Raw genomic sequence first — 14,649 nt, forward strand, 5'->3', positions numbered from 1 at the left:
ACAGTCCCTTTATCTGTATCTGACCCACCGCTATCGGGAGCAAGCCCCCTCCCACATTTACAGCGCTCAGTCAGTTGAACACCGAATCGTACGCAAACAACGCCGGCGCTCCGCCGGTATGCAGGAAAATGATCGGCCCGTCTGCGAACCGCTGGCGCCCGATACCGTCCAGCAGGCCGGCCATGGCCTTGCCCGTGTAGACCGGGTCGAGCAACAGACCTTCCTGGCTGGCCAGAAGTTTGATCGCCGACAACGTACCCGCATTCGGCTCGCCATAACGCGGGCCGAAGTATTCGTCCCACAGGATCACCTTGAAGGCTTCGGGCACCTGCATGCCGAGCAGCTCGGCCGTGCGCTCGGCCAGGCCTTGCACTTTCGGGCGTTGGGCTTCGTCGGTGCGCGACACGGTGACGCCGATCACCGGCAGGTTCGGCAGCGCTTCGCTCAACGCCAGTGCCAGGCCGCTGTGGGTGCCTGCGCTGCCGGAGGCCAGTACCACCGCCGCAAAGTCGAGGCCGCTGTCTTCGATCTGCGCCGCCAGCTCCAGGCCCGCGCGCACATACCCCAACGCACCGAGGGCGTTCGAGCCGCCGATAGGCACCAGGTAGGGCTTCTTGCCGTTGCTGCGCAGGCGGTCGGCGAGGGCGTTGAGTTGGTCGTCGGCATTGTCGAGGTTTTCCACCCGCTCCACCTTGGTGTCGAACAGCTCCAGCAACAGGCGGTTGCCGTTGCTCAGATAGTTGGGGTCTTCGGTGCCGGTGGGGTTTTCCAGCAGGGCGACGCAGCCCAGGCCGAGCCTGGCAGCCAGCGCGGCGGTCTGGCGCACATGGTTGGACTGGATAGCGCCGGCGGTGACCAGGGTATCGGCGCCCTGGGCGATGGCGTCAGCGGCGAGGTATTCAAGTTTGCGCAATTTATTGCCACCCATGGCCAGTGGGGTGGTGTCGTCACGCTTGACGTAGATATCCCTGCCCAGCCAGGCCGACAGCCGCTCGAGTTTTTCCAGGGCGGTGGCGCCGCCCAACAGTTCCAGACGGTTAAAGCGGTCGAGCTGTTGTTTGATCATGGCTATGCACGGTGGCTGAGTGATGGGGCGACTATAGGCAGGCACTTTTCATCGGGCAACCGCCAATCGCTTATGTCAGATGGTTCTTAGCCTCACACCATTGGTTCTTAAGCGCTGCCATGGCCATACCGTAAAGTGAGGGCCATTTCGTCAGGAGTGAATACTGTGAGTGAGCGTTCCAGCCATTGGCAACTACAGACCATCGTCAGCCAACTGCGCAGCGCCCGGGACCAGTGGCGAACGCGCAATGGCCGCTTGAGTGGCGAACATGGAGGCCGCGAATTACCGTCTCGCCAAGCGGTGGCGCAGATTCTCGAAGCCTTGTGCGGCGCACTGTTCCCGATGCGCCTGGGCCCGGTGGACCTGCGCGAAGAAAGTGAAGACTTCTACGTCGGGCATACCCTCGACGTCGCCCTTAACGCCTTGCTCGCCCAGGCCCGCCTGGAGTTGCGCTACGCCGCGCGCCAGGGCGGCCAGGATGACCGTGAGGTCGACGCCCAGGCCATTCGCCTGATCCAGGATTTCGCCCTGGCCTTGCCGGCGTTGCGCAGCCTGCTGGACACCGACGTACTGGCCGCCTACCACGGAGACCCGGCCGCGCGGAGCGTGGATGAGGTGCTGCTGTGCTACCCCGGCATCCTGGCGGTGATCCACCATCGCCTGGCCCATCATCTGTACCGCGCCGGTTTGCCCCTGCTGGCGCGGATCAGCGCGGAAATCGCTCATTCGGCCACCGGTATCGATATCCATCCCGGCGCGCAGATCGGCCCGAGTTTCTTCATCGACCACGGGACCGGCGTGGTGATTGGCGAGACGGCGATCATCGGCGAGCGGGTGCGCATCTACCAGGCGGTGACATTGGGCGCCAAGCGCTTCCCCGCGGATGAAGATGGGCAATTGCAGAAAGGCCATCCGCGCCACCCTATTGTGGAGGACGATGTGGTGATCTACGCCGGCGCTACGATTCTGGGGCGGATTACCATCGGCCAGGGTTCGACCATCGGCGGTAATGTGTGGCTGACCCGCAGCGTGCCGGCCGGGGCGAATATTACCCAGGCGAATTTGCAGCATGATGATGGCGCGCAAAAGTAACGAACCTGCGCAAATCCCCTGTGGGAGGGGGCTTGCTCCCGATAGCGGTGGACCAGCCATACATGTGCTGGCTGACCCACTGCTATCGGGAGCAAGCCCCCTCCCACATGTTTGACTGCATTCCAAAATCATCCCGTCATTGCTGAACGAATTCCGCACCTCACGCGTCATACCAATCCCTAAGCTAGTGTAGGAATCACCTACCACTCGGCCCCGAAATTAGTCCCAAACCGCCTATCCATGTTTAACTTGAACGTTCGTTCAAGTTAAACCGGTGGTTCGCTGCCCGCTCACAACAGGAGGCTTACCTTTGCTGAGTCCGTTATTGACAGCCACATTTCACACCTCGGGGGTGCATGGTTCATGAGTGCATCATCTACCCCGTCCAGCGGTCAGGTGCGCATGAATGCGCCCGTCTTCTACTTTGCCGCCACGGCTATTCTGCTGTTCGGCATCACTGTCATCGCTATCCCGCAACAGGCCGGTGCCTGGCTGCTGGCGGCGCAAAACTGGGCGGCCAATACGGTCGGCTGGTACTACATGCTGGCGATGACCCTGTATCTGGTCTTCGTGGTGGTCACCGCGTTATCGGGCTACGGCAAGATAAAACTCGGTGCCGACCACGACGAGCCCGAATTCAGTTACCTGTCCTGGGCCGGCATGCTGTTCGCCGCCGGGATCAGCATCACGCTGTTCTTCTTTTGCGTGTCCGAGCCGTTGACCCACCTGGTGCAACCGCCCCAGGGCGAGGCGCTGAATGCCGACGCGGCGCGCCAGGCCATGCAGATCCTGTTCCTGCACTGGGGCCTGCACGGCTGGGGCGTGTTCGCGTTTGTCGGTATGGCTCTGGCGTACTTCGCCTACCGGCATAACCTGCCGCTTGCGCTGCGTTCGGCGCTGTACCCGTTGATTGGCAAGCGCATCAATGGCCCGATCGGTTATGCGGTGGATGGCTTCGGCATCATCGCCACGGTGTTCGGCCTGGGTGCCGACATGGGCTTTGGCGTGCTGCACCTCAATTCCGGCCTGGATTACCTGTTCGGTATTGCCCATACGCAGTGGATCCAGGTGGGCTTGATCACCTTGATGATGGGCGCGGCGATCATCGTCGCCGTGGCCGGCGTCGACAAGGGTGTGCGGGTGATGTCCGATATCAACATGCTGCTGGCCTGCGCGCTGCTGCTGTTTGTGTTGTTTGCCGGGCCCACCCAGCATTTGCTCAACACCTTGATCCAGAACATCGGGGACTACCTGGGGGCCTTGCCGACCAAGAGTTTCGATGTGTACGCCTACGACAAACCCAGCGACTGGCTGGGTGGCTGGACGGTGTTCTACTGGGCGTGGTGGATCGCATGGTCGCCGTTTGTGGGCCTGTTCATCGCACGGATCTCCCGTGGCCGCACCATCCGCGAATTCGTGTTTGGCGTGCTGCTGATCCCGCTGGGTTTCACCCTGGCGTGGATGTCGATCTTCGGCAACAGCGCCATCGACCAGGTGCTCAACCATGGCATGACCGCGTTGGGCCAGTCCGCCATCGATGAACCGTCGATGAGCCTGTACCTGCTGCTGGAAACCTACCCGTGGAGTAAAACCGTGATTGCGGTCACGGTGTTCATCAGCTTTGTGTTCTTCGTGACCTCGGCGGATTCCGGCACCGTGGTGCTGTCGACCCTGTCGTCCAAGGGCGGCAACGCCGATGAAGACGGACCGAAATGGCTGCGCGTGTTCTGGGGCGCGATGACCGCCCTGGTCACCAGCGCCTTGCTGTTTGCCGGCAGTATCGATTCGTTGAAGTCAGCGGTGGTGCTGACTTCGCTGCCGTTCTCGCTGATCCTGTTGCTGATGATGTGGGGGCTGCACAAGGCGTTCTACCTCGAATCGCAAAAGCAGATCGCGCAGTTGCATTCGCTGGCGCCGGTGTCGGGCTCACGCAAGGGCACGGGCGGTTGGCGCCAGCGTTTGAGCCAGGCCGTGCATTTCCCGTCGCGGGATGAGGTGTACCGCTTCCTTGAGACCACGGTACGTCCGGCGATTGAAGAAGTGACGGCGGTGTTTGTCGAAAAAGGCCTCAACGTCGTCACCCAGCCTGACCCGTCCAACGACAGCGTCAGCCTGGAAATCGGCCACGGCGAAGAGCATCCGTTTGTTTACCAGGTGCAGATGCGCGGCTATTTCACGCCCTCGTTTGCGCGCGGCGGCATGGGGTCCAAACAGCTCAACAATCGCCGCTATTATCGGGCGGAAGTGCACTTGCGTGAGGGCAGCCAGGACTACGACCTGGTGGGCTACACCAAGGAGCAGATCATCAACGACATCCTCGACCAGTACGAGCGGCACCTGCAGTTTCTGCACCTGGTGCGCTAGCAGAAGCGAACTGGCTGGCGAGGGACGTTAACGGTAATGCGGGCATGCTGGATGCCCGCGTTGTCCTGGCGTTTTTCTCGCGAACCAGCTCGCTCCTGCAGAGATCGACCCGCCAGCCATTTTTCAATGTGCAGCCGGTTTCAGCAGGTCCTGCAGGCCGATACGACGAAACATCTCTGCGCGCACTCGGTCTGCCACGCCGTTGACCACTTCACAGCCGTCTTCGGAAGGGTCGATATGCCGACGAAACGGGCGCGTACCAAAGGGCAGGCCGACAACCTCGACAATCGCCCGCGCCACCTCGCGCACATCGGCATCCGCCGGTTCCAGCGCCGCCAGGCCTTGCAGGGCGGTATCCGCCACGCCGGCGTAGGGGCCGTCTTCGTACTCGCTCGCACGGGCTTGGTCAGCGGGTTTGCCGGAGTGCACAAAGTGGTTGGTGCCCTTGGTGAAAGCACCCGGCACGATGATCGACGTTTCAACCCCCCACCGACTCAGTTCACTGGCATAGGAAACCGCCAGGGAATCCATCGCCGCCTTGGCCGCGAAGTACGGCGCAAGAAACGGCGGGGTGCCGCCACGTGCGCTGCTGGACGACACCCACAGCACCAGGCCTTTGCCTTGTTTGCGCAGGTACGGCAGTGCGGCGCGGTTGACCCGCTGGGTGCTCAACACGTTAATGTCGTACAGCTGGGCGAACTGTTCAGGACTGAAAGCTTCTGCCGGGCCGAATGACATATGCCCGGCGTTGTGGATGATCACATCCAGGCGGCCACAGTCCGCGACGATCCTGGCGACGCCTGCCTCTACGGAGTCACTGGATGCCACGTCCAGCTCGACACTGCGCAAGTCCACGCTGTGTTCGGCGGCGTAACGCTCTACCTCGGCCACCTGCGGCGCGTTGCGCCCCAGGGTTTCACGCATGCTGGCGTAAACGGTGTGGCCGGCATCGGCCAGGGCGCGAGCGGTAAGGGCGCCGAAACCGCTGGACGCACCGGTAATCAGGATGATGGATTTCATGGCATTGGCCTTTAAAAATGGAGATTCAGGCGTGGCGTGCAAGGCGTTGCTGCACGGCGTGTGAGAGCCAGCCGGCGAAGGCACCGAGGCTGCTGGCGCCGCCCAACTCAGCGACGCTTTCCAGCGATGGCTCCAGATGCGAGGCGAAGTACGCGATCAGGCCGAGGAAATAGCTGAGGATGTTGTTCATCACCGGCACGGCGCGCAGCGATACCACGACCATTGCCACGATAAACACCACCGTCGGCAGTGCCCACGCACCGAGTACGGGGTTCAAGGCCCCGATGCCCAGGGCCGCCAACAGACCGATGGCAATGCCCATCCATACACATCCGAGGTTGGCCAAGCCGTGGCGCAGGGTCAGCCCGCGGCTGAAAAATGCCACCCATCCGACGAACATCGCCCAGACCGGCAAGGTCAACATTCCGCTGGTACCCGCAGCCACGGCCGCCATGACGGCCGCGATAGCAGTGGCCAGGGTAAACGCCCATTTCGATTGACTGCGAGGTTGGGCAGCGCTGTTTGCGTGGTTCATGAATGCAACTCCTCCGATAGGATCAGCGAATTAAACAAGGCCGCCATTGGCGCGCAGGATTTGCCCGTTGACCCAGCTGGCGGCCGGGCTAACCAGGAAAGCCACCGTGCGGGCGATATCTTCCGGTTGGCCGAGGCGCTCCAATGGCGCCATCTTGGCCAGGCCCTGGATCTGTTCTTCGCTCTTGCCGTGCAGGAACAACTCGGTGGCGACCGGGCCAGGGGCGACGGCGTTGACGGTGATGCCACGCCCGCGCATTTCCTTGGCAAATACCTGAGTCAAGGATTCCACCGCCGCCTTGCTGGCGATGTACACCGCGTAACCGGGGAAGTTAAGGCCGACGGTGCTGCTGGAAAAATTGACGATTCGCCCGCCGTCATTCAGGCGTGTGGCGGCTTCACGCAGGGCGTTGAAGGTGCCCCGAGTGTGGATATCGAAATTTTGGTTGTAGAGCTCATCGCTGTGCTGGGCCAGGGGCATTGCCTTGAGAATGCCGGCGTTGTTGACCAATACATCCACCTTGCCCAGTTGCGCCTCGGTTTCATCGAACAGCCGCTTGATGTCGGCAGGCTTGGCCACGTCGCCTTGAATCGCTATGGCTTGGTACCCTGCCTGGCGCAGTTCCACGACCAGCCTGGATGCCTCGGTCGCGCTGCTGGCGTAGTTGATGGCCACGGCGTAACCCTCGGCGGCCAGTTGCCTGGCGACTACCGCGCCGATACCGCGGGAAGCGCCGGTGATGATTGCGACTTGAGTTTTCATGATTCGGTTTCCTTGAAGTTGGGGGTGTGGAAGCAGATTCACATGTTTACCCAAGCGGATAAATGCGCCAAAGTTGCCTTGACTGTTCAATTATCGCCAACAATGGAGACGCAAAATGGATCAGGTCAAAGCGATGAAGGTGTTCGTACGCATCTACGAACGCTCAAGCTTCACGCTGGCGGCCGACGACCTGAATCTGCCGCGTGCGACGTTGACCCACACCCTCAATCAATTCGAAGCCTGGCTGGGCACGCGACTGCTGGAGCGCAGCACTCGACGCGTGCGTCCGACCCTGGATGGCGAGGCCTATTACCAGCGGTGCGTGCACCTGCTCGCCGAACTCGAAGAGGCTGAACTGGCTTTTCGCAGCGTGGCGCCCAAGGGCCGTTTGCGAGTGGATCTGCACGGCACCCTGGCCAAGTACTTTGTGATACCGGCGTTGCCGCAATTCATGGCGCGTTACCCGCAGATCGAGCTGTCCATCAGCGAGGCGGATCGCTTTGTCGACCTGATCAGCGAAGGGGTGGATTGCGTGCTGCGCGCAGGCAGCTTGGGCGACTCCGCGCTGATCGGCCGGCGGGTGGCGACCTTGCGCCAAGTCACCTGCGCCAGCCCCGCCTACCTGCGCACCTACGGCGAGCCTGAGAGCCTGGCTGACCTGAGTCGGCATCGCGCGGTGAACTACGTTTCGCGCACCACGGCCAAGTTGTTTCCGTTCGAATTCATGGTCGAAGGCGCGCTGCGGGAAGTCGCTATCGAGAGTGCGCTGTCGGTGTTTGGCGCGGAAATTTACTCTGCCAGTGCGGTGGCTGGGTTGGGCATTATCCAGTGCCCGCATTACCGCATGGCCGAGCTGATCGAGCAGGGGATAATGCGTGAAATTCTAAAAGAAACACCGCCGCCGTCGATGCCGGTTTCCGTGCTTTACCCGCACAATCGACACCTCTCGCCGAGGGTGCGCGTATTCGTCGACTGGCTCGCTGAAATTTTCGAAAATGCCCGCTGACTTCATCCGCTCAAGGCGATGACATGCGTACCGCGCAGGGCATGACCGGCGAGTGGAGCGTGACAGTGTCGTGGAGTATCCAATTCCACCCTGGCGGAAAATTGCTGTAAAAGACAGGGGCAGACTTAAGCGATTCAGCGGGCAGATAAGGCCTGGGAATAACCTTATTCCCAGGCCTTATCTGCCCCAAGCCCAGAGAGGATTCGATGACGTACATTGCTGCCGAAAACCGCTATGAATCTATCCCTTATCGCCGCGTAGGCCGCAGTGGGTTGGTGCTGCCGGCACTGTCCCTGGGGTTGTGGCACAACTTTGGCGACAGCACCCCGATCGCCACCCAGCGCGCCCTGCTGCGCACCGCATTCGACTTAGGCATCAACCACTTCGACCTGGCCAATAACTACGGCCCGCCCTACGGCAGCGCCGAGATCAACTTCGGCCGGTTGCTGCGCGAAGACTTCAAGCACTACCGCGACGAGCTGATCATTTCCAGCAAGGCCGGTTGGGACATGTGGCCCGGCCCCTATGGCCAGGGCGGCGGTTCGCGTAAATACGTGCTGGCGAGCCTGGACCAGAGCCTGCAACGCCTGGGCGTCGACTATGTGGATATTTTCTATTCGCACCGTTTCGACGCCGACACGCCGCTGGAAGAAACCGCCAGTGCGCTGGCCACCGCCGTGCAGCAGGGCAAGGCGTTGTACATCGGTATCTCGTCCTACTCCGGTGTAAAAACCCGTGAGATGGCAGCGCTGCTCAACGAGTGGAAAGTGCCGCTGTTGATTCACCAGCCTGCCTACAACCTGCTCAACCGCTGGGTGGAAAAAGACCTGCTCGACACCACCGAAGAGCTCGGCGCCGGGGTGATTGCGTTCACACCGTTGGCCCAGGGTTTGCTCACCGATAAATACCTCAACGGCGTACCGGCCGATGCCCGGGTGAATCGACCGGGGGGTGGCTCGCTGCAGGCCAAGCACCTGTCCGACGCCAACATTGCCCATGTTCGCGCCCTCAACGAAATCGCCCAGCGTCGCGGCCAAAGCCTGGCGCAAATGGCGCTGGCCTGGACCCTGCGTGATCCACGGGTGACCAGCGCGCTGATCGGTGCCAGCCGGCCCGAGCAGATCATCGAGAACGTCGGGGCGTTGAAGAACCTGAGTTTCAGTGCGGAAGAACTGGCGGAGATTGATCGGTTTGCGCAGGAAGGCGGGATTAACCTGTGGGAAAAACCATCCACAGCTGAATGACCTGACACCGCTGGGTTAAAAATGTGGGAGGGGGCTTGCTCCCGATGGCAGTGGATCAGTCAATAGATATAGTGACTGACCCACCGCTATCGGGAGCAAGCCCCCTCCCACATTTGAACCGAGGTGTTCTTAGAACGGCACATCGCCCAGGATGGTTGCCCGATGCATCACGCGCCGCTGCGGCCGGTAGTCATCCACCGCGTAATGCTGGGTCACGCGGTTGTCCCAGAACGCCACGTCATTTTCCTGCCAACGCCAGCGGAGGGTGAATTCCGGGCGTGTGGCATGGGCGAACAATAGTTTGAGAATCGCCGCGCTTTCAGCCGATTCCAGTTCATTGATCCGGGTGGTGAAGCCTTCGCTGACGAACAGCGATTTACGCCCGCTCACCGGGTGCGTGCGGATCACCGGGTGCGACAGGGGTGGGTTTTTTTGGCGGGCTTCTTCCCAGCGGGCTCGGTCGTCGTCGGTGTTGCCAAAGCGCTCCAGTGGGAAAGACTGGGTGAAGTCGTGGGTGGCAGTCAGCCCATCGAGCAACGCTTTGAATGGCTCGGACAGCGCTTCATAAGCCGCAATCCCACTGGCCCACAAGGTATCGCCACCGAACGCCGGCAGCAGTTTGGCGCTGAGCACCGCGCCCAGGGCTGGTGTGGGCAGGAAGGTCACGTCGGTGTGCCATACGGCGTTATCACGCACATCGGTGACCGCCGTGTCGAGGATCAACACTTCGGGCTGTTCCGGCACATTGGGGTAGGTCGGGTGGATGTGCAGGTCGCCGAAATTCGCCGCGAACCGTGCCTGTTGCTGCGGGGTGATCGGCTGGTCCCGGAAGAACAGCACCGAATGCTTGAGCAGGGCTTGTTCGATGGCGTCGCGCTGTTCGGCGCTCAGTGTCTGGGTGATATCGACGCCACTGATCTGGGCGCCGAGCGCGATGCTTAGGGGGGTAACGGTCAGGCTGCTCATTTATTCATCATCACTCAGTGTGCCTGGCCATGCCACGGCACTAATTTACGCTGCAGGGCGCGCAGGCCCATTTCCATGGCGAAGGCGATCAGCGCGATCACCAGGATGCCCAGGACCACGACGTCAGTGACCAGAAACTGCGCCGCCGACTGCACCATGAAGCCCAGGCCGCTGGTGGCGGCGATCAGCTCGGCAGCCACCAGGGTCGACCATCCCACCCCCAGGCCGATGCGCACGCCGGTGAGGATGTCGGGCAGGGCGCTGGGCAGGATCACATGCCGGATCAACTGGGCACGGGTCGCGCCGAGCGACTGTGCGGCGCGCAACTTGGCCGGGTCGACCGTGCGTACGCCGGTCGCGGTGGCGATGGCAATCGGCGCAAAGATCGCCAGGTAAATCAGCAGCACTTTGGACAGCTCGCCGATGCCGCACCAGATCACGATCAACGGCAGATAGGCCAGCGGCGGGATCGGCCGGTAAAACTCGATCAGCGGATCGAGAATGCCACGGGCGATACGGTTGGCGCCGATGGCGATGCCCACCGGCACGGCAGTCAGCACCGCGAAGCCCAAACCCAGGCCGATGCGGCTGAGGCTCGCGCCCAGGTGCTGCCACAAGGTGGAATCCATATACCCCGTAGTCGCCAGCAACCAGCCTTTTTGCAACACGGCAGAGGGCGGCGGCAGGAACAGCGGCTCGATCAAGCCGGTGGCGGTCACGGCCCACCAGATAGCCAGCAAGGCCAACAGGGTCAACAGGCTGATCCAGCGCGTGCTCAGGCGGCGGCGTACGGGAATGACGGCGTGTGTCACCGGCTTGGCCGCCGTGGCAGCGAGTTCGTAGCTGCTCATGCGCACACCTGCCGTTGCGAGAACACTTTGCCCAGCACGTGTTCGCGGGTTTCGATAAAGCGCGGGTCGGACTTGATCGCCCGTGCCGATTCGCCCGCCGCGTAGCGTTGGCCGAAGTCCAGGTGCAGGCGCTCGACGATCTGGCCGGGGTTGGGGGCCAGCAGAATCAAGTCGGTGGCGAGGAACACCGCTTCTTCGATGTCATGGGTGATCAGGAATACCGGCTTGGCCGTGCGTCGCCAGACTTGCAGCAGCAGTTCCTGCATCTGTTCGCGGGTAAAGGCATCGAGGGCGCCGAAGGGCTCGTCCATCAGCAATACACGAGGGTCGGCCGCCAAGGCGCGGGCAAGGCCGACGCGTTGCTTCTGGCCGCCAGAGAGTTGCCAGATGCGGCGGCTGTCGAAACCGCCCAGGTCAACCAGCGCGAGCATTTCCCGGGCGCGCACTTCACGTTGCGCCTTGGGCACGCCGGCCAGTTCCAGGCCGAAGGCGACGTTGGCCAGTACGTCCTGCCAGGGCAGCAGGGCATCGTCCTGGAACACCACGCCGCGCTCGGCGCTGGGCCCCTTGACCGGCACGCCATCGAGGGTGATGCGCCCGGCCGAGGGCTCGACAAAGCCGGCAATCAGGTTCAACAGCGAAGTCTTGCCACTGCCGGACGGGCCGAGGGCAACCAGCAATTGCTGGGGCCCAAGCTCGAGTGAAATATCCGCCAGTACCGGTTCCGGGGCGCCTGGGTACTGTGCGCTGATGCGCTCCAGCTGTAGCAAGGCCATCGCGATGAACTCCTCAGTTAGTGATGAATTTGGCGCTGATGTAAGGGGCGTAGTCTGGGAGCACGGCATCGACCTTGCCCTGTTCCTTGAGGAACGCCGCAGTGTCGGTGACGGCCTTGGTGGTCGGCGCGCCCAGCAGGGTGACCTGGTCAGCGGCCAGCGGGTAGACGTTGCCTTGCAGCAGCAACGGAATGTCGCTGGCCTTGGCACCGGAGAGCTTCACCAGTTTGTCGACGTTGCCTTTGTCGGCGAGCCAGGCTTGTGGGTCTTTGCGGTACGCCGCGTAGGCATCCAGGGTGACTTTGGCGAAGGCGGTGACGATTTCCGGATGCTTCTCGGCAAAATCCTTACGCACGATCCAGGCATCGAAGGTCGGTGCACCGAACTTGGCCAGCTCGCCGGAGGTGATCAACACCTTGCCGTTTTCCTTGGCTACGCCCAGGGCCGGGTCCCACACATAGGTGGCGTCGATATCACCGCGCTTCCAGGCGGCGATGATGGCCGGTGGTGCGAGATTGAGGATGGTTACTTTCGAGGGGTCGATGTTCCAGTGCTTCAGCGCGGCCAACAGGCTGTAGTGACCGGTGGACACGAACGGCACGGCGATCTTTTTACCGATCAGGTCCTGCGGGCTGTTGATCCCCGAACCATCGCGCGCCACCAGGGCTTCGGCGCCGCCGATCTGGGTGGCGACGAGAAAGGTCTGCACCGGTACGTTGCGCGTGATTGCGGCGGTCAACGGGCTGGAACCGAGGTAACCGATCTGCACGTCGCCCGAGGCGATGGCGGCGATGATATCGGCGCCATTGTCGAATTTGCGCCAGTCGATTTTGGCATTGGTGGCTTTTTCATAGGCGCCATCGGCCTGGGCAACTTTCGCCGGGTCGACGGTGGTCTGGTACGCGACGGTCACATCCGCCGCCTGGGCAAACAGACTGGCACCGGCCAGGGACAACGCCGCCAGCAAGCGCAGGGGGTCAACAGTTTCAAAGGGAAGCTCCTCGATCAGGCGGCCGGGGGTCGGCGTGTGAGGAGACTAAATGATCTAAGAATCCGAAAATAAATAACATTTTCGAATTAGCTTAGTCGGAGAAGAATTGAAGCAAATCTTTGAGCATATGAGAGACAAATGTGGGAGGGGGCTTGCTCCCGATAGCGGTGGATCAGTCACTGATGGAGCGACTGACACGCTGCTATCGGGAGCAAGCCCCCTCCCACAATGGACCGAGCTGGACCTTAGTTACTGATCGCCAGAATACTCGCCTGGTACGACCCGACAAACACATCGAAATCGCCCACCTCGTTCTGCTCGAGCTCCGCCTGCTGGGCCAGCGACGTCCGCGCCAGTTCCTCAAAGCGCGCCTGTTCCTCAGCCGGAAGCGGCTCCTTGCGGAAATACTCAGCATGCACCTCGCTCTGATGCAGGGAGAACTGCGCAAAGCTTTCCTTGCGCTCGGCCATCGCTGCCAGCACCTGAGCCGACGGCGTCAGTGACGGGTCATTGACCTTCGCCAACTGCGCGTCCAGTGCCTGGCTGTGCTCAGTGATGCCGTGGCTTTCATCGAGCAGGGCGGCCAGGGGGGCGATGTGCTCCAGCAGCTCGGTGGCCCACTCTTTCATATCCACCGCTTGGCCCTCACGCTGCAATTGCAGGCCCGGACGGCGACCTTCCTTGACCACGCTGAGGAAGTTGGAGGTGGCGTTCCCGCATTCATTATTGGCGAACAGTGGGCTGTCATTCAGCGCGCAATACAGCAGGAACGCGTCGAGAAAGCGCGACTCTGGAAGATCGATGCCCATCGGCAGGAAGGGGTTGATGTCCAGGCAGCGCACTTCGATGTACTGAATGCCTCGCGCCATCAGCGCCTGGATCGGCCGCTCGCCGGTATAGGTCACGCGCTTGGGGCGGATGTTGGAGTAGTACTCGTTTTCGATCTGCAGGATGTTGGTGTTGAGCTGCACCCACTCACCGTCCTTGTGCGTGCCGACTTCGACATAGGGCGCGTAGGGCGTTGCCACCGCTTCGCGCAGGCTGTCGGTGTAGCTGACCAGGTCGTTGTAGCACGGCGTCAGGCCGGCCTGGGCGTTGCTCTGGTAACCCAGGTCGCTCATGCGCAGGCTGGTGGCGTACGGCAGGTACAGGGTGTCGGCGTCGAGCACTTCAAGCTGGTGCGAGCGACCGCGCAGGAAGCCGGCGTCCAGGGCCGGCGAGGCACCGAACAGGTACATCAACAGCCAGCTGTAGCGCCGAAAGTTACGGATCAGCGCGATATAGGCGGTGGACTGATAGTCGCGATCGGTGCCGACAAACCCTTCGGCTTCCTTGAGCAGCGGCCACAGCTGTTCCGGCAACGAGAAGTTGTAGTGGATGCCGGCAATGCACTGCATGGTCTTGCCGTAGCGCAGGGCCAGGCCCTTGCGATAAACGTACTTGAGCTGCCCGATATTGGAGGTGCCGTAGTAGGCAATCGGAATATCTTCCTCGGCCGGCAACGGGCACGGCATCGAGGGGCTCCACAGGTATTCGCTGCCCAGCTTGGTGTAGGCAAAGCGATGGATCTTGTCCAGGCTGCTCAGGGTATCGGCCGGGTTGGGCAGCGCGGGAGTGATGAACTCCAGCAGCGATTCCGAGTAGTCGGTCGTGATCTGTTCGTGAGTCAACGCGGCGCCCAGGGCTTCCGGATGCGGCGTCTGGGCCAGGCGGCCCTCGCTGGTGACGCGCAGGCATTCACGCTCGATGCCATGCAGGCAGTGCTCTAGCAGGGAGAGGTGTTCGCGCTTGCCGAGCAGAGCCAGGCGGCGGTTGAGAAGTTCGCTCAAGTTGGATTCCTTCACGCGTCAGTCGCCCCAATATGGGGGTGGGCAAGACGGTCTACAAGGGTGAAGTTGAAACTGGCGTGATCGCCTGGTTCTGAGTCGATTTGACCCGCTCTGAATTTGCCGACTTCACTCCATGAATTGGGCTAC

The 14,649-nt window shown here is 61.8% G+C and carries 13 protein-coding genes; 4 read left to right on the forward strand and 9 right to left on the reverse strand.

From position 1 onward, the window contains the following. Positions 1-70: 70 nt before the first annotated feature. Positions 71-1,066 (reverse strand): D-cysteine desulfhydrase, encoded by a 996-nt coding sequence (locus C4J93_RS01235; RefSeq protein WP_124428383.1) that lies wholly within the window; start codon positions 1,064-1,066, stop codon positions 71-73. Between the two features lie 165 nt (positions 1,067-1,231). On the opposite strand from C4J93_RS01235, the gene epsC reads away from it, so the two are divergent. After that, the gene (epsC, locus tag C4J93_RS01240; protein ID WP_124360785.1) at positions 1,232-2,158 is read left to right on the forward strand and encodes a serine O-acetyltransferase EpsC; all 927 of its coding nucleotides are present in this window, start codon (positions 1,232-1,234) and stop codon (positions 2,156-2,158) included. A 402-nt stretch (positions 2,159-2,560) separates the two neighbouring features. Continuing rightward, on the forward strand, positions 2,561-4,522 hold the full coding sequence (gene betT, locus C4J93_RS01245) for a choline transporter BetT (protein ID WP_164487677.1): 1,962 nt from the start codon (positions 2,561-2,563) through the stop codon (positions 4,520-4,522). Between the two features lie 123 nt (positions 4,523-4,645). Here the strand turns inward: betT and C4J93_RS01250 are convergent, their stop codons facing one another. The 3 genes from C4J93_RS01250 to C4J93_RS01260 are packed head-to-tail and all read right to left on the reverse strand — an operon-like array spanning position 4,646 to position 6,839. Then, entirely contained in the window at positions 4,646-5,542 is an 897-nt protein-coding gene (locus C4J93_RS01250) for an SDR family oxidoreductase (RefSeq protein ID WP_124369202.1), read from the reverse strand. Positions 5,543-5,567: 25 nt separating this feature from the next. Further along, entirely contained in the window at positions 5,568-6,077 is a 510-nt protein-coding gene (locus C4J93_RS01255; RefSeq protein ID WP_218566849.1) for a DUF1097 domain-containing protein, read from the reverse strand. A gap of 30 nt (positions 6,078-6,107) precedes the next feature. Then, positions 6,108-6,839, reverse strand: coding sequence for an SDR family oxidoreductase (locus C4J93_RS01260; RefSeq protein WP_124369203.1), 732 nt, complete (start codon positions 6,837-6,839; stop codon positions 6,108-6,110). A 115-nt stretch (positions 6,840-6,954) separates the two neighbouring features. Between C4J93_RS01260 and C4J93_RS01265 the strand changes: the two genes are divergently transcribed. Both C4J93_RS01265 and mgrA read left to right on the forward strand, forming a co-directional pair. Further along, a complete protein-coding gene (locus C4J93_RS01265; RefSeq protein ID WP_124428384.1) occupies positions 6,955-7,845 on the forward strand; it encodes a LysR family transcriptional regulator in 891 nt (296 codons plus the stop codon). Positions 7,846-8,051: 206 nt separating this feature from the next. Next, positions 8,052-9,089 (forward strand): L-glyceraldehyde 3-phosphate reductase, encoded by a 1,038-nt coding sequence (gene mgrA, locus C4J93_RS01270; protein ID WP_124360787.1) that lies wholly within the window; start codon positions 8,052-8,054, stop codon positions 9,087-9,089. Positions 9,090-9,218: 129 nt separating this feature from the next. Here the strand turns inward: mgrA and tauD are convergent, their stop codons facing one another. The 5 genes from tauD to gshA form a co-directional block, all read right to left on the reverse strand. Next, on the reverse strand, positions 9,219-10,055 hold the full coding sequence (tauD, locus tag C4J93_RS01275) for a taurine dioxygenase (RefSeq protein ID WP_124428385.1): 837 nt from the start codon (positions 10,053-10,055) through the stop codon (positions 9,219-9,221). A 14-nt stretch (positions 10,056-10,069) separates the two neighbouring features. Then, positions 10,070-10,906, reverse strand: coding sequence for a taurine ABC transporter permease TauC (gene tauC, locus C4J93_RS01280; protein WP_124428386.1), 837 nt, complete (start codon positions 10,904-10,906; stop codon positions 10,070-10,072). After that, positions 10,903-11,682: a taurine ABC transporter ATP-binding subunit gene (gene tauB / locus C4J93_RS01285; protein ID WP_124360790.1), complete on the reverse strand. Its 780-nt coding sequence runs from the start codon at positions 11,680-11,682 to the stop codon at positions 10,903-10,905. Before tauB ends, tauC begins: the two co-directional genes overlap by 4 nt. 13 nt (positions 11,683-11,695) lie before the next feature. Further along, entirely contained in the window at positions 11,696-12,688 is a 993-nt protein-coding gene (gene tauA / locus C4J93_RS01290; protein ID WP_124428387.1) for a taurine ABC transporter substrate-binding protein, read from the reverse strand. A 230-nt stretch (positions 12,689-12,918) separates the two neighbouring features. Then, complete coding sequence (gshA, locus tag C4J93_RS01295; protein ID WP_124428388.1) at positions 12,919-14,502, reverse strand: glutamate--cysteine ligase; 1,584 nt, start codon at positions 14,500-14,502, stop codon at positions 12,919-12,921. Positions 14,503-14,649: the final 147 nt, after the last annotated feature.

Origin of the sequence: Pseudomonas sp. R2-37-08W (genome assembly GCF_003851705.1) — a bacterium.
Classification (GTDB): Bacteria; Pseudomonadota; Gammaproteobacteria; order Pseudomonadales; family Pseudomonadaceae; genus Aquipseudomonas.